The organism is Algibacter luteus (assembly GCF_900141715.1).
Taxonomy (GTDB): Bacteria; Bacteroidota; Bacteroidia; order Flavobacteriales; family Flavobacteriaceae; genus Arenitalea; species Arenitalea lutea.
Genome location: NZ_FQYK01000001.1, coordinates 460818 through 480795, shown reverse-complemented (window position 1 = coordinate 480795; position 19978 = coordinate 460818). Strand labels below are relative to the sequence as shown.

15 protein-coding genes are annotated in these 19978 nt (G+C 35.2%); 7 read left to right on the top strand and 8 right to left on the bottom strand.

Translation table 11 applies throughout. The features are described from left to right. Positions 1-60 precede the first annotated feature (60 nt). Entirely contained in the window at positions 61-1011 is a 951-nt protein-coding gene (locus BUA46_RS01965) for a tetratricopeptide repeat protein (protein ID WP_019386247.1), read from the top strand. A gap of 164 nt (positions 1012-1175) precedes the next feature. Further along, the gene (locus BUA46_RS01960) at positions 1176-2531 is read left to right on the top strand and encodes a UDP-N-acetylmuramate--L-alanine ligase (RefSeq protein WP_019386248.1); all 1356 of its coding nucleotides are present in this window, start codon (positions 1176-1178) and stop codon (positions 2529-2531) included. Positions 2532-2617: 86 nt separating this feature from the next. Here BUA46_RS01960 and BUA46_RS01955 read toward each other — a convergent pair whose 3' ends face one another. After that, positions 2618-3508, bottom strand: coding sequence for a dienelactone hydrolase family protein (locus BUA46_RS01955; RefSeq protein ID WP_019386249.1), 891 nt, complete (start codon positions 3506-3508; stop codon positions 2618-2620). A 49-nt stretch (positions 3509-3557) separates the two neighbouring features. On the opposite strand from BUA46_RS01955, the gene radC reads away from it, so the two are divergent. From radC to BUA46_RS01935, 4 genes are all read left to right on the top strand, one after another. After that, a complete protein-coding gene (radC, locus tag BUA46_RS01950; protein WP_019386250.1) occupies positions 3558-4256 on the top strand; it encodes a RadC family protein in 699 nt (232 codons plus the stop codon). Then, positions 4256-5557, top strand: coding sequence for a polysaccharide deacetylase family protein (locus BUA46_RS01945; protein WP_019386251.1), 1302 nt, complete (start codon positions 4256-4258; stop codon positions 5555-5557). Before radC ends, BUA46_RS01945 begins: the two co-directional genes overlap by 1 nt. Continuing rightward, positions 5547-6236, top strand: coding sequence for a YjjG family noncanonical pyrimidine nucleotidase (locus tag BUA46_RS01940; protein ID WP_019386252.1), 690 nt, complete (start codon positions 5547-5549; stop codon positions 6234-6236). Before BUA46_RS01945 ends, BUA46_RS01940 begins: the two co-directional genes overlap by 11 nt. A gap of 76 nt (positions 6237-6312) precedes the next feature. Next, entirely contained in the window at positions 6313-7188 is an 876-nt protein-coding gene (locus BUA46_RS01935; RefSeq protein ID WP_019386253.1) for a hypothetical protein, read from the top strand. A 130-nt stretch (positions 7189-7318) separates the two neighbouring features. Here the strand turns inward: BUA46_RS01935 and BUA46_RS01930 are convergent, their stop codons facing one another. Beyond that, positions 7319-8602, bottom strand: a complete 1284-nt coding sequence (locus tag BUA46_RS01930) for a replication-associated recombination protein A (protein WP_019386254.1) — start codon at positions 8600-8602, stop codon at positions 7319-7321. A 190-nt stretch (positions 8603-8792) separates the two neighbouring features. On the opposite strand from BUA46_RS01930, the gene BUA46_RS01925 reads away from it, so the two are divergent. Beyond that, positions 8793-9518, top strand: coding sequence for a rhomboid family intramembrane serine protease (locus tag BUA46_RS01925; RefSeq protein ID WP_019386255.1), 726 nt, complete (start codon positions 8793-8795; stop codon positions 9516-9518). 65 nt (positions 9519-9583) lie between these two features. On the opposite strand, the gene rlmB is transcribed toward BUA46_RS01925, so the two are convergent. From rlmB to BUA46_RS01895, 6 genes are all read right to left on the bottom strand, one after another. After that, entirely contained in the window at positions 9584-10321 is a 738-nt protein-coding gene (gene rlmB / locus BUA46_RS01920) for a 23S rRNA (guanosine(2251)-2'-O)-methyltransferase RlmB (protein ID WP_019386256.1), read from the bottom strand. A gap of 71 nt (positions 10322-10392) precedes the next feature. Further along, positions 10393-12939 (bottom strand): M4 family metallopeptidase, encoded by a 2547-nt coding sequence (locus BUA46_RS01915; protein ID WP_019386257.1) that lies wholly within the window; start codon positions 12937-12939, stop codon positions 10393-10395. Positions 12940-13041: 102 nt separating this feature from the next. Then, positions 13042-14340 carry a hypothetical protein gene (locus tag BUA46_RS01910; protein WP_019386258.1) on the bottom strand — a complete coding sequence of 433 codons (1299 nt, stop codon included), beginning with the start codon at positions 14338-14340 and terminating at the stop codon, positions 13042-13044. A 25-nt stretch (positions 14341-14365) separates the two neighbouring features. Then, positions 14366-15283, bottom strand: coding sequence for a hypothetical protein (locus BUA46_RS01905; protein WP_019386259.1), 918 nt, complete (start codon positions 15281-15283; stop codon positions 14366-14368). Positions 15284-15299: 16 nt separating this feature from the next. After that, the gene (locus tag BUA46_RS01900) at positions 15300-16739 is read right to left on the bottom strand and encodes a SusD/RagB family nutrient-binding outer membrane lipoprotein (RefSeq protein WP_019386260.1); all 1440 of its coding nucleotides are present in this window, start codon (positions 16737-16739) and stop codon (positions 15300-15302) included. Positions 16740-16746: 7 nt separating this feature from the next. Next, positions 16747-19872: a SusC/RagA family TonB-linked outer membrane protein gene (locus tag BUA46_RS01895; protein WP_019386261.1), complete on the bottom strand. Its 3126-nt coding sequence runs from the start codon at positions 19870-19872 to the stop codon at positions 16747-16749. Positions 19873-19978: the final 106 nt, after the last annotated feature.

The following is a 19978-nucleotide window of genomic DNA, read 5'->3' as shown; positions in this document are numbered from 1 at the left end:
TATAAAGTAATTTATCACCAATCTAATAAAGTGTATTTTTGTGATTTCGATTTCAAATCTATGAAAAAAATAATTTTGTTTTTATTGCTTCCTGCGCTTGCTTTTTCGCAAGATAAACTTAGTGAGATAACATTGCTTATAAATCAGAAAGCCTATAAAAAAGCCGAAGTTCAATCCATTAATTATTTAAAAACTCACCCAAATAATTTAGTAGCTATAGAGCTTTTAGGTGATGCTTTAGGTTACCAAAAAAAGTGGGATAGTGCTACTGTTCAATATAAAAAGTTAGTAGATACTAAGCCAGAAATCGCAAATTATCAATACAAATATGGAGGTGTTTTAGGTATGAAAGCACTACAAAATAAATTTAAAGCTATTGGTTTAATAGGTGATATAAAAGAAGCCTTCACCAAAGCAGCCGAACTCGATAAAACCCATATTGATGCAAGGTGGGCACTCGTAGAATTGTACATGCAACTCCCAGGTATTTTCGGTGGTAGTAAAAGCAAATCGTTGCAATATGCTCAAGAATTAGAAAATCTATCAAAAGTAGATGGTTACCTTGCTAAAGGCTATGTTTACGAGTACGATGACGAACCAGAACTTGCCGAAAAATATTATAAAATGGCTATTCAAGAAGGTGGGTCGCTTACATGTTTCAACAAGCTAACTCATTTTTATGAAAACGAAAAGCAACCTAAAAAAGCCATTGAAAATCTCGAAGAAACTCATAAAAAACATCATCGCAATGCCCTACATTATCAGATTGGTAAAGTAGCAGCAGAGTACAAAATACAACTGGACAAAGGCGAGCAATGTTTGCAAACCTATCTAAAAAATTATTCGGCACAAGATGGCATTCCAATTGCTTGGGCACATTACCGTTTAGCACAAATTCACGCCCATCAAAAAGACAAGGAAAAGGCCCTAAAACACATTAATATTGCCATTGCAGAACTTCCTAAAATCAAACCGTTTTTGGCTCAAAAATCGAAAATCTTAAATCTTTAGTATTTGGTTGCCTGCCTGCCGGCAGGCAGGTTATCACAAGAGTCGAGCTTTTCATTGCAATCTTTTTGCTTGTGCTCACAAAAAGGATTTTCACTACAATCCCTAACGCAAAACTTCATAACAAATAATTTGGAAATTGTAGTTTGTAGTTTGATATTTGTTTTATGAACGTACATTTTATAGCTATTGGAGGAGCAGCTATGCATAATTTAGCCTTAGCACTGCACAACAAAGGGTATCAAGTAACAGGTAGCGATGATACTATTTTCGAACCCTCAAAATCAAGGCTAGAAGTAAAAGGCCTTTTGCCGGAAACTTTTGGTTGGTTTCCCGAAAAAATTACCAACAATTTGGATGCCATTGTTCTAGGGATGCATGCCAAGGCGGATAATCCAGAGTTGCTAAAAGCTCAAGAATTAGGACTTAAAATATACAGTTATCCTGAGTTCTTGTACGAACAATCCAAGAATAAAACCCGTGTCGTTATTGGCGGAAGCCACGGAAAAACGACTATAACCTCTATGATTTTACACGTGATGCATTATCACGATAGAGATGTTGATTATATGGTTGGTGCGCAATTAGAAGGATTTGATGTGATGGTAAAACTCACTGAAACCAATGATTTCATTGTGCTTGAAGGCGATGAATATTTGAGTTCACCTATAGACAGACGTCCAAAATTTCACTTATACAAACCTAATATAGCCTTATTAAGTGGCATAGCGTGGGATCATATCAATGTATTTCCAACCTACGAAAACTATGTAGAGCAGTTCAGTATTTTTGTTGATAGCATTGTAAAAGGGGGAAGTATTAATTACAATGAAGAAGATCCAGAAGTAAAAAGGGTAGTAGAGGCTAGCGAAAATACCATCAGAAGAATACCTTATACAACTCCAGAATATACTGTGGAAAACGGACAAACGTTATTAGAAACTCCAGAAGGTCCACTGCCAATAGAAGTTTTTGGGAAACATAACTTGAATAATTTGGCTGGAGCTAAATGGATTTGTCAGCATATGGGCATCGATGAAGACGATTTTTACGAAGCCATTGCAACCTTTAAAGGCGCAAGTAAAAGACTAGAAAAAATAGCAGAAGGAAAAACAAGTGTGGCCTACAAAGATTTTGCGCATTCGCCTAGTAAAGTTGAAGCTACAACTCAGGCAGTTAAAGAGCAATATGCAAACAGAACTTTAGTGGCTTGTTTAGAATTGCATACATATAGCAGTTTAAACGCTGAATTTTTAAAAGAGTATAAAGGAGCTCTGGATGCTGCCGATGTTGCTGTTGTGTTTTATTCGCCACACGCCGTCGAGATTAAAAAATTAAAAGAAGTAACGCACGAGCAGATTGCTACAGCTTTTGAACGCGATGATTTAGTGATATATACTAACCCAGATGATTTTAAAAATTTCTTATTCTCCCAAAATTTTGATAATAAAGCGTTGCTTTTAATGAGTTCAGGAAATTACGGTGGTCTGGATTTTGACGAGGTTAAAGGGTTAATAGCATAGGCTTTATAGGTTTTAAAACATCCAAATCTTATTACTTAAATAACAGTATAATGCTGAACAGATTAACATAAAGCTGAATTTTACTTTCATGAAGTCAGATGTTTTTTAAAGAAAGCTATTGTGCGTTCCCAAGCTAAATTGGCAGCTTTTTCATCATAACGAGGCGTTGTATTGTTATGAAATCCATGGTTTACACCTTCATAAAAGTGTGCTTTATACTCCACATTATTAGCTTTCAGAGCCGTTTCATAATCTGGCCAACCGGCATTAACGCGCGTATCTAATTCGGCAAATTGCAGTAACAAAGGTGCTTTTATGTTTGCAGTTTCTTCAGCTGATGGCTGCCCGCCATAAAAAGGTACAGCAGCTTTCAAATTAGGTAATCTCACAGCCATCATATTTGATATCCATCCGCCAAAACAAAAGCCTACAACCCCAATATGACCATTGCAATTTTCATGATAATTCAAATACTCAAAAGCTGCAATAAAATCTTCAAGCATGTCATTTTTGTCTCTTTGGCGCTGTAAAACACGACCTTCATCATCGTTCCCAGGATAACCACCTAGAGGCGTCAAGGCATCAGGAGCTAAAGTTATAAAACCGTCAAGAGCTGCACGTCTTCCAACATCTTCAATATAAGGGTTCAATCCACGATTTTCGTGCACTACCACAATTCCAGGGAGCTTGCCCGTTGTTCCGTCGGGCATCGATATTAAACCTTTTATCGTACCACCACCTTTTGGCGATTTATACTCTATATATTCAGATTTTAAGCGTGTATCATTAGGCTTAACCATCAAGGTGTTTATATAATCGGGGGTTATAAAACTCAATAATGAAGATACGGTAACTCCACCAACCGCATACACAGATAATTTTTCTACAAATTGGCGTCTGTCTATTTTATTATGAGCGTAATAATCGTATAAATCAAAAACCTCTTGACTTATATCTTCTTTTTTAAGTGGTTTCATGATGAAAGTTTTTATTGCTTCTCTAATTTACAATATTTATCTTTAACCAATGCAAGAAAAACCATCGTCATTTTCGATAAAAAACTGGAGTCAAGACGATCAACCACGTGAAAAATTACTCTATAAAGGAAAGGCCGCTTTAAGCGATGCAGAATTGGTTGCAATTTTAATTGGATCAGGCAATAGAGAGGAAAGCGCTGTAGATTTATGTAAGCGCATTTTGGCGAGTTCCAACAATAACTTGAGCCAATTAGGAAAGCTTTCCATTAAACAACTCATGGAATTTAAAGGTATTGGAGAAGCCAAAGCCATAACTATTATTGCTGCTTTAGAACTTGGTAGACGACGTAGGGGTGAAGAAGCACTTGAGAAAAAGAAAATAACCTCAAGCTCAGCAGTTTTTGAACTCATGCAACCTGTTATTGGAGAACTTGAACATGAAGAGTTTTGGATTATTTATGTGAATAATTCCAATAAAGTGATTCAAAAAAGTCAATTAAGTAAAGGTGGTATAACTGGGACTTTAGTAGACGTGCGTTTGGTGTTAAAAACAGCGCTGGAAGTAGGGGCTACGGGTTTAATTTTAACACATAACCATCCATCGGGAACATTAAAACCAAGTGAAGCCGATAAACAAATCACACAAAAATTAAAACAAGCAGCACAAAGTTTGGATATAAAAGTGCTTGACCATTTAATTATCACAGAAAAAGCATACTTTAGTTTTGCAGATGAAACCATACTTTAATGCTTTTAGTTTACACCCATAAAATATCACCGAGATTAAAATATGTTTTTAAGCATATTTGTGCCAGAGTTTTAGGTGTAAAAGTTGGTTTTACAACCAAAATAGAAGAGTTTATAGCGCACGATAGTTTAAAAATGTCTTATACCAAACAGCAGTTAGGTAATGAGTTTTTTATTAAAAGTAATGACATTTTATTCGAACAAGGTTTAAGCGATATTGATATCCATATTCATACTTGGGAAAATACGAAATGCTTTTTTTCTATTGGCGATAAATGCGCTTTGCCTTACGATATTTTTTCGGCATCGTTTTACCTTTTATCAAGATATGAAGAGTATTTACCACATGTAAAGGATGAATACGGTCGTTTTGTGGCAACCGAAAGTATCGCTTACAAAGAAGGGTTTTTACATCAACCCGTTGTAGATATTTGGGCATATAAATTTAGAAAAGCTTTACAGAAACAATTTCCCGATTTTAAATTTCCTGAAAGAACGTATCAACTAAAACCGATTATAGATGTACCGAGTGCTTATACCTATAAACTTAAAGGTATTATGCGAACTTTAGGAGGTACATTTAAAGATTTGTTTAAGTTTAGGTTAAAAAGTTTGTATACTCGATTTGGTGTGTTACTTGGGTTTAGACACGATCCGTACGATACATTTAAATATTTAATAAATAGACAGAAAACTTCGCATTTTAAGTTTCTTTTCTTTTTTTTAATTGGCGATTATTCAACTTACGATAAAGGTATAAACCCTAATAAAAAGAAATTTGTATCACTTATAAAACATGTGAATGATTATAGCCACGTAGGACTCAAAATTTCCTTTTTTGCTTTAGAAGATGACGTATTGCTTAAGAAAGAAAAAGTAAGAATGGAAGAAATTTTAAACACCAATTTAAAAGCTTCAAGACAATCCTTTTCCAAACTAAACCTACCTGAAACCTATAGAAATTTAATAGCTTTAGAAATTAAAGAAGATTATACCATGGGTTATGTTAACCACATTGGTTTTAGGGCAGGGTCGTGTACACCATTTTTATTTTATGATTTGGATTACGAAGTACAAACACCTCTTAAAATTGTACCTTATCATCTTATGGATTATGCGTTGTTAAAACATAAATCGTTACTGGATAAAAAGAAAGTTTTAAACGAAATAATGCATCAAGTAAAACAAGTAAATGGTGAATTTGTGCCGGTGTTTCACAACTATACCTTTAGTGATGATACTAGGTGGGATGGTTTTAAAGAATTGTTTAATTTAGTTTTAAATTCTCCAGATGAAGTTTGAAGGAATCACAGACGTTTTTTTTGATTTAGACCATACTCTATGGGATTTTGATAAGAACTCAGCATTAACGTTTAAGAAAATTTTTAAGATAAATAATGTAAAAGCTGATGTAGACCATTTTTTGACACATTACGAACCTATTAATTTAAAATATTGGAGACTTTACAGAAATAACGAAATTAATAAAACAGACTTACGCTATGAGAGGTTAAGCGAAACATTTAAACTAATAAACTTTAAAGCTGAAGACGAGTTGATTCATAAACTTTCTGAAGATTACATTACACATCTATCTACTTTTAATCATTTATTCGAGAATACCTTTGAAATTTTAGATTATTTAAGTCTTAATTACAACTTACATATTATCACCAATGGTTTTAATGAAGTACAGTATAAAAAAATGAGTCATTCAAAAATTGATCATTATTTTAAAACCATTACCAATTCTGAAATCGCGGGTGTAAAAAAACCAAACCCTGAAATTTTTAATTTTGCTTTGAACCTTGCTAATACTACTGTAAATAAAAGTGTAATGATTGGCGATAGTTATGAAGCCGATATTTTGGGGGCAAAAAATATTGGGATGGACGTGGTGTTTTTCGATTTAAGAAATATGACCGTTGATGCAAATATTAGACAAATAAATAATTTAATACAATTAAAAAACTTCCTGTAAGTTTAGAATAAAAGAAGTCCGATTTTTAATAGTTGGATGGTATATTTACAAAAACATAAATAATTAATTTAAGTATATGAAGACACCGTTTTTATCCATTATAGTTGCCAGCTTTATTACCTTATCTGCATTCTCGCAAATAAGCATCAATAATTATAAATACGTTATTGTTCCTGAAAAATTTGATTTTTTAAAAACACAAGATGAATTTCAACTTAATTCGTTAACTAAGTTTTTATTTAATAAATATGGTTTTGAAGCAGTAATGGAAGGCTCTGAATATCCTGCAGACTTAGCATTAAACCGTTGTTTGGCTTTAGATGCTGATGTTTTAAATGAATCGAATTTATTTAAAACTAAACTTAAAATAGAGCTTAAAGATTGTAATGATAAGCTTGTGCATGAAACTGGCCTAGGAGAAAGTAGAGAGAAAGAATATAAAAAAGCATACAATTTTGCATTGCGCGAAGCCTTTAAAAAATTGGAGCCGTTAAATTATAACTATGTGCCTAATGAAAGTATTACTTCTATAACCACAGCAACACAGTCACCCGCCAAAAAAGAAGTGACTCAAGAAATTGCTGAACTCAAAAAAGAAATTCAAAATTTAAAAAAGGAAAAGCAAGCTGAGGTTACTGCAGTTGAAAAACCAAAGGTTGAAACACCTGAAGTAAAAGTACAAGAACCAAAGCCAGTAAAACAACCAGAAGTTAAAGAAACTTCTGTTATTGAAGGTGTATCAAATGTGCTTTACGCTCAAGAAATTGAAAACGGCTTTCAGTTGGTTGACAGTTCGCCAAAAGTGGTTTACCGCATAAAAAAAACAAACTTAAACGATGTATTTTTAGTAGAAGGTTCTAGTGCTATTATTTATAAAAAAGGTAACGATTGGGTTATTGAGTATTATACTGGAGCCACTTTAGAGCAAGAAGCTTTGAATATTAAATTTTAAGTTTTAAAAGAATTTTAGAATTGCGTTAGGGATAGCAACGGAAAGCCCACAGCGAGGTACGAGCGAGGACTTGCAGTGTATAGCCCGACCCTAGTGGTAACCTGCCTGCCGGCAGGCAGGCGCCCAAAAACTAATAACCGTATTTATCTTTCCAGCGCTGCTTTAAAAACTCCCGATGCGCATTTTCGCGAGCGTTGTTTCCGGGGTCGTATAATTTCTGGTTTTTAATTTCGTCTGGTAAAAACTCTTGGTTGGTAAAGTTGCCTTCGTAATTATGTGCGTACTTGTAATTATCACCATAACCAAGCTCTTTCATGAGTTTTGTGGGGGCGTTTCTAATTTCTAACGGTACACTTAAGTCGCCCGTTTCCTTAACCAATTGTTGCGCATTCCCAATCGCCATATATGCGGCATTGCTTTTGGGAGAGCAGGCTAAATATGTGGCGCACTGACTTAAAATAATGCGCGATTCTGGGTAGCCAATAGTAGCAACTGCTTGAAAAGTGTTGTTAGCTATAACCAGGGCCGTGGGGTTAGCATTTCCTATATCTTCACTTGCGGCAATTAATAGGCGGCGGGCAATAAATTTTACATCTTCGCCACCTTCTATCATTCTAGCCAACCAATATACCGCGCCGTTAGGATCGCTACCACGAATGGATTTAATAAATGCCGAAATGATATCATAGTGTTGCTCTCCGGTTTTGTCGTACCTAACCGTATTGTTTTGGATGTTTTCTAAAACAGTCTCGTCTGTAATAACAACATCATCGGTATCAAAAGCATTTACTAAAAGCTCGAACACATTGAGCAGTTTTCTGGCATCGCCACCAGATAGCCTAAGTAACGCATTGGTTTCCTTAAGTGTAATATTTTTTTTGGAAAGTTGCTCATCGGTTTCAATGGCGCGTTTTAAAAGTGTTTCTAAATCGGTTTTATCAAACGCATTTAAAATATAAACCTGACAACGTGATAAAAGTGCCGAAATTACCTCAAAACTCGGATTTTCGGTAGTCGCACCAATAAGTGTAATCCATCCTTTCTCAACAGCTTGTAGTAGTGAATCTTGCTGAGATTTACTAAACCGGTGTATCTCATCTATAAACAAAATAGGGTTTTTAGTAGTAAACAAACCACCACTTTGTTTAGCCTTATCAATAACCTCCCGAATATCTTTAACGCCAGAATTTATAGCACTTAAGGTGTAAAATGGTCTGCCAGATTCGTTCGCAATAATATTTGCCAATGTGGTTTTACCTGTTCCTGGAGGTCCCCAAAAAATCATCGATGGTATTAAACCCTGTTTAATGTGCTGCGTTAAAGCACCGCCTTTGCCAACCAAGTGTGTTTGGCTAACGTAGTCTTCCAGGGTTTTGGGCCTTAACCGTTCCGCTAAAGGGGCATTGTTGTTCATAGTTACAAAATTACACGAAATAATTCAAGTTTTGGGCGTGCCCCCCGAAGAAAAATCGGGGGTCGGGCTTTCAGCAGTCGCTCCCTCCTGCGTCGGTAGCTTCAACAAATGCTTCAATCCCTCACGCGGGCGTACCTGCCAATTTAGCACAAATTACAAAGTTGGTTAACTATTTGCTACTTTTATGTTAATGAAAAATAAAGATCATTTTAAATTCTCTACAGGTGTTATTGCATACCCCATATTTTTTGTGCTCACTATTTGGTTGGTATTTTGGTTCGAGGTGCGTTTTGGGTACAACTTTAGTAAGTATGGTGTCTTTCCGCAAACGCTTAAGGGTTTAAGAGGTGTTGTGTTGAGTCCGTTTATTCATGGCGACATCAAACACATTTATCACAATACTGTACCGTTATTCGTTTTATCTACAGCATTGTTTTATTTCTACAGGCATATCGCTTGGAAAGTACTTATTTTAGGCATCTTAGTTTCTGGATTTCTTACCTGGTGCATTGGCAGACCGTCTTACCATATTGGGATAAGCGGACTTATTTATGTGCTGGTAAGTTTTACTTTCTTTAAGGGAGTTATCGCAAAACACTATAGACTTATAGCCTTATCATTAGGCGTTATTTTCCTGTATGGCAGTATGATTTGGTATACTATGCCTATAGAAAAAGGTATTTCTTGGGAAGGGCATTTAGCAGGTTTAATAACAGGTTTACTGTTTGCGCTTATCTTCAGAAAAGAAATAGCAAAGCCTAAAAAATACGTTTGGGAACAAGAAAATTATAACGAAGATGATGATCCGTTTTTAAAACACTTCGATGAAAATGGAAATTTTATTGAAACCAAAACACCCGAAATAGAGGCGGAGCAACAACAAGTAAACTATACCTACCGAGAAAACAAAGACTAATTCTATAATCTAAAAAGTCTAAAATAAATTCTAAGCAGTCTAAAAATCTAAGCAAGTCTAATAACCTAAGAAAGCCTCTGTCTCACTACTTCATATAAAAAAGCACCACAAGCTACGGATACATTTAAAGATTCAATATCACCAAGCAAAGGTAGTTTAGCTTTAGCATCTACAACTTTTAAAGTCGATGGATTGATACCTTTACCTTCAGATCCCATAATAATGGCACAAGGTTCAACAAAAGAAACATCGTACAAGGTATCATTCGTTTTTTCGGTGGCAGCAATCACCTTTATGCCAGAAGCTTGCATGTAGAATACAGCATCTTTAATATGGTCTACTTTGCAAATAGGAATTTTAAAAACTGCTCCAGCACTTGTTTTTATCGTGTCGCCATTTACAGGAGCCCCACCTTTCTTTTGGATGATGATTCCATCAACACCAGTACATTCAGCGGTTCTAATAATGGCGCCAAAGTTTCGAACGTCACTTAATTGATCAAGCAATAGAAAAAGCGGTGTTTTCCCAGATTCAATAACATTTAAAACTAAGGTTTCCATGTCATGAAACGCAATCGGTGAAATTTGAGCAACTGCACCTTGGTGGTTTTTATTGGTTAATCTATTTAGTTTTTCAACAGGTACATATGATGAATTAATACTGTTTTTCCTTAAAACAGATTCTAATTCGCCAAATAATTCCCCTTTTAAACCTTTTTGAAGAAATACTTTATCAATTGTCTCGCCAGCATTTACAGCTTCTATAATAGCTCTAATACCGAATATTTGTGTTTGGTTTTCCATTGGTGTAAAGGTATAAAAAAAGAGACTGAACTTTCAGTCTCTTTTTTAAGTTATAGTTGCTCTTTTTTATTTTATTGAACAATCAATTTTTTAGTAATAGCACCTTCGCCAGAATATAATTTAAAGAAATAAATCCCTTTTGAATAATTGCTTAAATCAACTTTAAAAGAATTATCGTTTATATTCATTCTACTCATAATAGATTTACCTGTAATGTCTAAAACATCATAGCGGAAATCAGAGATACTCTTCATTTTGATATTAAATATACCAGAGGATGGGTTAGGGTAAATACTTATGTTATTGCCTAAGAAGTCGAAATCGTTGATTGATAATGCTTCAGCACAGTTAAAAATGACAATTTCATCTAAATACCAACCAATTTTTCCATTACAACCATCACTTCCAAACTCGAATCTTAATTTTAACGTCGAATTAGCAGTAACGCCTATAGCAGATAAGTCGATGGTACTTTGGCCCCATACACTATCAAAAGAACCTGTATCAGATCCAGAGAAGGCTTCTTCACCGCTCATTGGGCTGTCATTGTTCGTATTGTTAAGAGTTAAGTTATACGCATTTTCTGTAAAAGCAGATGCTGGTAAAATAGCCCAAGTAGCACCATTATCTAAACTGAATTTAATGTTACCACCATCATAATTTAGCTCAGTAGAAACATTATGGTTAAATGCTAAACTAAATGTGCCATTCGTATAATTAGGGATTGTAATTGTTGGGCTTTCTAATCGAAGGATACCGTTCTGTAAATCTGTATCACAATCGCCGTTTATTGGATTTGGTGCAAATATACCTTGACCTGCTCTATCTGGTAACGACGTTTCAATGGTCCAATCTCTAGACTCCCAAGTTCCAGCATTTACAGGAATTTGAGATACCGTCCAAGACCCTAATCCACTTTCCCAATCTTCAATGAAAATAGGATTCGATGTTGCAGCGCCACATAATTCAGAAGACGGTGCAAGAATAGTTGCGTAAGGACATCCATTTTCTGTCTTCATTTCAACAGCAATTAAAGCCTTTGTTACTTCTTGACAATCAGCAAGTGTAATGATCTCACCAGAAAGTCCTGCAGGCGTATCTGTTGTAGATAATCCTTGAAGATTAATTCCAACCAAATCAGCACATGCCGCTTCTAATGCGTCAGAAAGAACTTCAAAATCACTCGTTGCAGTTAAATATTCACTTTGTGCACGCCAAAAGATATGTGCAGCCTTTACAAAGCCCAAACTCCCTATGGTTTGACCGTTATAAGTTCCACCGTCCACTAATAAGGCATAAGCATGATTTGGAATCCCTGAATTTGTATGTACCCCACCATTATCATTTTCATCTACGTCGCATGCGTATTGATTATCGCTCATTTTTCCTGGGTCTCCATTTAAATTTGGCGCCCATAAATCTCTAATAGCTCCTCCAAAAGCTGATGCATCTTCACCCATTTTCCAACGTTCATTTATTGTAGAACCGGTACGTACAGTAACATCTTCACCGTCATCATTATATCCATTTAATAAATCTATGGTTTCACCCCAGATATCGGATAAAGACTCATTAATTGCACCGGATTCGTAAGCATATACTAAATTACAAGTATAGTCTGTGTAAGCATGACCCCACTCGTGTGCAACAACATCATCAGAAGCTGTACCGTCGCAATAATTGGCAGAAACACCATTCCAAGTTGCATTCGGGCAGTTTATATTGGGATTATTATTTATGGTCACCATTTGTGCATCTTGCCCATCGTAAGATGTAAACCCAAATGCGTTATTAAAAAAATGATAGGTATGTCCTGCAGCAGCTACTTCAGCCTGTTGCCATACATTTAAAAACCCAGGAAAGGAAAGACCCTCTTGCCATGTTTTATTACTTGTATCGCCTTCATATAATATTCTATCTAGTGCATGAGCAATACCAGTAAATTGCTCTACAAGTTTACCTGAGTGCGCATCTATAAATAGAAATTCTCTAACATCTAAATCGTTACGAACTTCAATGCGATAAACCAAATGTTTTGAGGTCACATTGCCTTCAACTAGCCCTTTTGGAAATACCATTAGTTCGTTAGAAATTATTTTTAAAGGTTCTCCAGAATTATTTAAGTCTTTTACTAATTCTAAAGCTTTTGTATTAGCTAAAGTTTTAGCTAGTCTTGGAGTAACATCTAGTTTAATATCAGATATGATATTACCATTAACAGATGTTATATTGTCATATTTATTAAAATGAAATTTTAAACCTGAATCATAAACCGGAACACCTTTGTAAAACTGTTTTGTTTCGTAATGTTTTAATCCATAATTATCAATTTTGATTTCGCCGTTAGGAGGAAGAGTCTCGTCTAAGTTGGAAATCCCATAAACTGTTTTGTTTTCTAATAAAAAATTATGAGCTTTTTCTTTTACTGTCTTACCAGCTACATACAATTCTTTATTAAGAGGAAATTTTATAAAACCAGGAGCCTCTAAATTTTTATTAAATGTAATAGTGGCTTGTGTTTTACTTTGAAAATCGTTTAAGGCTTTGTTAAGATTTTGGGAATGTGAAAATAGGCTACAGAAAATTAAGCCTATTGAGAAAAGTGTAAATTTTTTCATATTGCAAGTTTTTATCTAAAAATAAGAATAATAATTAGATATCTTATTTTATTAGAAAAAAAAACCACCTCATTCGAGGTGGTTTTTTAATAAATAAGTTTTTTATAACTTAGTAAAAGTTAATACTATCTCTGATGCAGGTGCATCACAGCTATTTCCAGCGTTTGAAGCATCCTGGAAATTAACTATTAAAGTCATATCATCATCGACTGAATAACTTGCATCACTTCCAGATGGTCCTAGGAACATAGCTTCTGCCCCGGCAACACAACCAACACCTGTGTCATACTCAGGTACAGTAGTTAGACCACATGCATCAACAAATTCAAATGTAAAATCAATCGCAAATCCACCAAAAGCAGGTAAATAAGATAAATCTTCAATAGTTCTAGAATTACCGTTTGCTACTAATGTAACAGTTTGGTCATCAAAAGAAGGAACACCAAAAGCATTTGTTCCAGAAACAGTCATACTATAGTCTCCAACATACATATCAGAAGCTGGTACTCCAACTGAATTTGCAAGCCCAACAGACTCAATAGTATAGTTGGTCCCAGATTTGGTTAATTTTGCTATAACAGATGTTTGACAACTTGCGAATGCAGTATTTAATGCATTAGGTACCGTTACAACTCGATTATTAATAACTCCTGGTTGATTAAATGTAAGCGAAATATCTAAAGCAGCATCGTTACCACCAAAGTCTCCAGCTGAATAGAATCCAGCAACTAAATAATATTCACCATCTGGATAAGCTTCTTCAAAAACGAAAGATTCGAAACCAAATGCATTATCCACGGTAAGATAGTTTATGGAAGTTGGAATATTAGCATCTGAAACATAAAGTATTAAATCGCCTATCTCTTCATCATCAATAGCATTACCAAAATTATCGGTAAAATCTTGTGGTGAAGTCCAAGTCATATCAATTGCAATATCACCTTCAGTATAGTTCATAATATTAAAAGATACGACTTGCGAATTTGTTGCAGAAACGTTAGCTTCTTTACCAGTTCCTATTCTAATTACAGCTGTTTCAGTATCTTCTGCCAAGTCATCACCATGAATTGTAATGACATCTGAAACAGATGTACTTCCTGCAGGAATTCTTATATGATGAGGAAAAGATAAATCAGAACCTTCTGAAGCCGTACTGTTAGGAAGTAATTCTAAATATACTTCTACTGCAACGACCTGAGGTTGACTTAGAGATACTGTAAATCCATAATCTGCTTCAGTTTCAATTAGAGATTCGGTTGGACCAAAATCTAAAGAAACCGATAAAGCTGGATTTGATGGACTTACTACACTGTCACCAGTGAGATCGTCTGTGTTTTCACAAGCAATAGCAAAGACGAAAGCACTTAATACTAAAGCTATTTTATATATTTTATTTTTCATGTGTTTGTATTTAATTTAAACTGAATTAGTCTACTTGTTTTTCTAGGCGCTCAAAGAACTCTCTAGTCGCACCTACACCTCTAAAGTACCCTACTGTAAATTCTAAAACGTCTTTACCAGTAACATCGTCAGGAATTGCACGAGACGTAGTTCCGTCACAAGTTAAAACTTCAAATGAACCAGTACCTCCAGTACAAGTCATTACAGGCGAACCATTTAATAACAAGTCACCATCTTCTAAATCTTTATCAAGTACTGTGATAACATTTGTATCATTATCTACAGTAAAGAAGAATTCATTATCATCCCAATAAGCTAAACCTGCATGTCTGTAAATAGTTGCATCAACAGATTCAATTACTCTGTCACCACCAGTCCAGTTTCCTAATAGACTTCCTGAGTTCCAATAAGCACTTGCTACTACTGTGTAAATACCAGCATAACGTGTACCTACAGCAACTTTAGTAACACTAGAGTTGTTGTGAGTTTTTCCTTCGCTTGTTACAGCTTCATATTCTAAAGTCCAGAAATCACCAATATTTAGGCCTCCATCACTATCAGGTAATGGGCTACCGTTTAAAGTTAATCCAGCAATTAGTTCTTCATAAGTAAAGGTTACTGTAAAATTTGCAGTAGTCCCTACAGCTGTGTTCGAAATTGGAATTGTTTTTAGTAATACTCTGTTACTTGAACTTCCGCTCATGTTATCTGTAAAAGTGTTATAAACTTTCACTTCAGTAGTTTGAATATTGGCCTGAAATACGGCTCCTGCTGCTGAATACGTGTTACCACTTCCTACAACATAGCTAATCAAAGGATTACCAACGTCTACTAGACCGCCTAGTGCGGCATTTCCAGTCAATTCATCGTTGTCATCGTCAATACATGAAAATATCATGGTTGAAACGAATAACGTTAAAATTAATTTCTTTAAAGTTTTCATATTATTTTTTTTTTAGTTATTGCCAAAACAATGACGATGTTAATAAATCGCCACCAATACTAGAAGCTGCTGCATCATAATTTTCTTTATTTAATGAAGGCTCTAGTGTTGGGTAATAAAGTCTTGAAGGTATTTCATTTAAAGCAGCTTCTGCTGCAGGTAGAAGTGCAGGAATTTTTGTTCTTCTCCACTCTGTCCATGCTTCAAACCCTTGGCTGAAAAGCGAAATCCATACTTGAGTTGCAATTTTGTCACGACCATCTGATTGTGATGCAAAGTTTAGATTTTCTTGTGCTAAGTATGAAGTTGGATCCATTCCATTCCATTGGAAGTTTGCAGCAATTCCTTTATAATAGTATTCTTTAGCTGCAGCAATTCCTCCAGAAATATAACCTTCGTTTGCAGCTTCTGCCATTAAAAAGTTTAATTGCGAGTAAGACATAATTACTGCAGGTAATTCTGGTCTTAAGTAAAATGCACCTAATCCTGAAATATTGGCGTAAGTATATCCTAAGGCATCATTAGGAAGTGGTGTTTGATTACCAAATCCTGCAGGCTTACCTACGATGTCTCCACTAGCGTTTGGTGATGCATAAACTTCTAATCTAGGGTCTCCTAAACCTTCTAAAATATCAGTTAAAGCAAGACCAATTTTGTATTCTGGTCTGTTACCATCAACTACTGTTTCCCAAATAGGATTCGCATCTGGTGCAACTGATAAATAAGTAATTTCAGCACTATCATCATTACTAGCGAACATGTTTCCGCCATTTACTAATGCTTGTAATTCAGAAGAAACACTTCTAGTTCCTGAAATTCTCATTAAAGCTCTAAACTTTAATGAATTAGCTAATTTTAGCCATTTTGAAGTATCACCTCCGTAATATAAATCTGATGACGCAGTTACAGAACCAGTTCCATTCGATAATAAGGTAGATGCTTGTGTTAACAAATCGATAACACCTTCAAAAACAGTTGCTTCATCATCGTAAGCTGGTTTTAAAATGGCACCATTAATAGCTTCTGTAAATGGAATCGGTCCATAAAGTTCAACTAAAGTTTGATAACCTATAGCTTGCATTACTAAAGCAACACCTTGTAAGTTAGTGTTACCATCAGCTTCAGCTAAATCATACATGGCTTTACCTTCAGACACAGTTAAAGTGAAGATATTATCCCAAAGGGCATCAACTACACCTCTACGTGGAACATATCTTGCTTCATCGTTGTATTGTACTTTAGACCATAACTGAGCCCAACAAGCTCCCATGTCTCCACCACGTTGCATACCATAAGTAGCATTGCTAAATTGTCTTTGTGCATAACCCAATAATAAATCGGCAGGAATTGCCACAGGGTTATTTGGATCTTTATTTAGTTCTTCAAAGTCTCCGTCGCAACCAGTAGCGAAAGAAAAGCTGATAAGAGCAAATAATATAATTTTAAATTTTTTCATAATTTTTTTAGAATTTTAAGTTTATGTTAAAACCAACGGTTCTTGCAGATGGGTATTGACCAAACTCTTGACCTTGTTCTCCGTTTGCACTACTAAATCCTGTTTCAGGATCAATATGTGGCGCTTTCTTATAAAGAAGTGCTAAGTTTCTACCTACAATTGAAAATTTAACTGCTTCAAAAGGTGAATTCTTTAGCATTTTCGAAGGTACGCTATAACCTAAAGTTATTTGTCTTAGTTTAACATAACTAGCATCAAATACTGAACTTGATTCTATACTGTTACTATAAGATGCTTGGTTGAATGATTGTGCGCCTACAACAACGTCGTTAGGAACATATCCTCCGTTTCCATCTTCTCTTACACCATCTCCAACTAAACCTGTTTCACGGCCAACTAAAGTTTCTTCTAAAGTACCAGCAAATCTACCCCATGCGTATGTCATACTGTGCACATCTCCACCAATTTTAGCATCAATAAGCGTTGAAAAGCTTAAGTTTTTATATCTAAGTGAGAAGTTAGCACCTCCTGTCCAGTCTGGCGCGATATCTCCAAGTACTTGTTGTGATTCGTCAATTTTAGGAAGTCCAGCTTCATAAATAACTTGACCATCAGAAGTTCTTTCAAAATCACGACCAACTATTACACCATAAGGTAAACCTGGTCTTGCTTGAAGTGTAACACCCCATTGTCCACCAAGTACATAACTATCTAATTCTCCTAAAGATACAACTTCGTTTTCGTTTTGCGCAAAGTTTAAATCAATATCAAAACTGAAATCTTCAGATTCAATAATTGTACCTCCTAATTGAAGCTCGATACCTTTGTTACTCATGTCGGCAATGTTATCCCAAGATGAAGTAGAACCTGTAGCCGAAGATACTTGAATAGGAACTAATAAATCCTCAGATTGCTGATCGTAGTAAGTAGCACTTAAACGAAGTCTGTTTGAGAATAATTTTGCATCAATACCAAACTCAATTCCAGTTACCGTTTCAGCTTTTAACTCAGGGTTAAATTGCGTGTTAGGAACGAATCCTTGGTTACCAAAACCAGTATTAGTTAATCCAAAAGTAGAAATAATGTTATAAGGAGCTAAAGCACCTGTACTACCTACTTGAGACCAACCACCTCTTAATTTTAAGTAATCTATTTTTGCAGATTGTAAATCAAACATTTCTGATAATAAAATAGAACCAGCTACAGAAGGATAGAAGAATGAGTTGTTTTTAACTGGTAAAATACTAGCCCAATCTTGTCTCGCTGTAAAATCAACAAATATCATTTCTTTGAAAGAAAATTGTCCGTATCCGAACACACTATTAATCTGTTGGTTTCTTTCAAGATTACCTAATACGGCAGTTGCTCCTGTTTGTAAGTTTGAAAGATTATATAAATTCGGTAACTCTAATCCTGGAAGGAATCCAGAAGTAGAATTGTATTGTCTATTCATGTGTTGAAAACCAATACTTGCAGAAAAACCAATATCTTCACTAATAGGTTGATTTGCAGATAAAATAGATGTTGCATTTACCTCTTCAAAACGTCTTTGAATTTCAAAATAACTACCATTTTGAGCATTGTTACTTCCTACGGCTTGTCTTTGAGTTTCAAGTTGGCTGTAAGAGTCAATTCCTAATTTCTGATTAAATGACAACCAGTCAGTTAATTGGTAAGATACATCTACGTTTCCAACGATACGATCTTTTTCTAAAGTATTTCTGTTAGTTTCAAGAACCCAGTATGGATTGTTTTGGAAGTTGTGGTTCCAGTTTAAAGGCGTTCCTGCTGCTGCAGTTCCATCTGGAGCTAAAGGAAAATCTCTCCAGTTTCTTAATTCTTGGAAATCAACTTGTCTTGCAGACCAAATAAATTGTTGGAATGGATTTTCGTTGTTATATCCAGAGATTGGTAAATTGTCACTATCAGTATTAAAATAGTTTAATGACATTCCAACTGTCATGCGATCGCCAATTTCTAAAGATCCACTTAAACCTACAGTAACTTTTTTAAGTTCTGTATTCGGAACCATACCTTTTTCATCTGTATTACCAATAGATAATCTGAAATTATTATTAGTAAATGAAACGTTATTAGAAATATTAACTCCTGTGTCTAAGAAATTTTTAACGTTATCAGGGTAAGATCTCCATGGTAAAGGGATTCCACCGTTTAATTGTGAATTCCATTGGATAAACTCAAGACCAACATCTAAAGGTGGTCCCCAACTCTCATCTACACCATCACCAGATCCACCACTTGCTCCATCAACAAATTCGAAGTAAGTAGGATCACCACCTTGTCCATAAGAATTTTGGTAGCTAGGTAAAAGTAAAGGATTAGAGAATGTTACGTTTGTATTAACAGATACGCCAAATTTTTTCGCGCCATTTCCTCTTTTAGTAGTAATAACAATTACACCATTACCTGCACGTAAACCATATAATGCAGCTGCATTAGGTCCTTTAAGTACAGTAACAGATTCAATGTCGTCTGGATTAATGTCGGCAGCACCATTTGGTAAATCAACTCCACCACCAGAACCAGCGTTACCAAAACTTCTGTTATCGATAGGAACACCATCAACTACGTAAAGCGGCTCGTTGTTACCAGTAATAGAAGAGTTACCCCTAAGTACAATTCTTGATGAAGCACCAACACTACCAGAGGTTCCTGTTACTTGAACACCGGCAATTTTACCACTTAAAGCATTTGATATGTTACTTTCTCTTGCTTCGGTTAAGCCATCACCTTTAATTCCTTGAACAGAATACCCTAAAGCTTTTTCATCTCGCTTTATACCTAAGGCAGTTACTACTACCTCTTCTAATGCTTGGGCATCTTCATTTAAAGTAACGTTAATTGTGTTTGAGGCACCTACTGCAACTTCTTTGGTAGTATATCCCACAAAACTGAATACCAGAGTACTCCCAGTATTGGCTTTTAATGTATACTTACCATCAAAATCTGTTGATGTACCAGAAGTAGTACCTTTTACTAAGACAGTTGCTCCCGGTAACGGTAAACCAGATCCATCTGATACAGTACCTGAAATTGTCTTTTCTTGTGCAAACGTTAGTTGCACAACAAACGCTAGTAATAGCGTTAGAATTCCACTAAACTTTGTTTTCATTTTATAATTATTTGAATTAGTCAATGCCAAAAATCATAAAATAAAGTTAATAAAACAATAAATAATGGTTAAAATTTGATAAAAAGCATCAATTTTTAAGAAAATG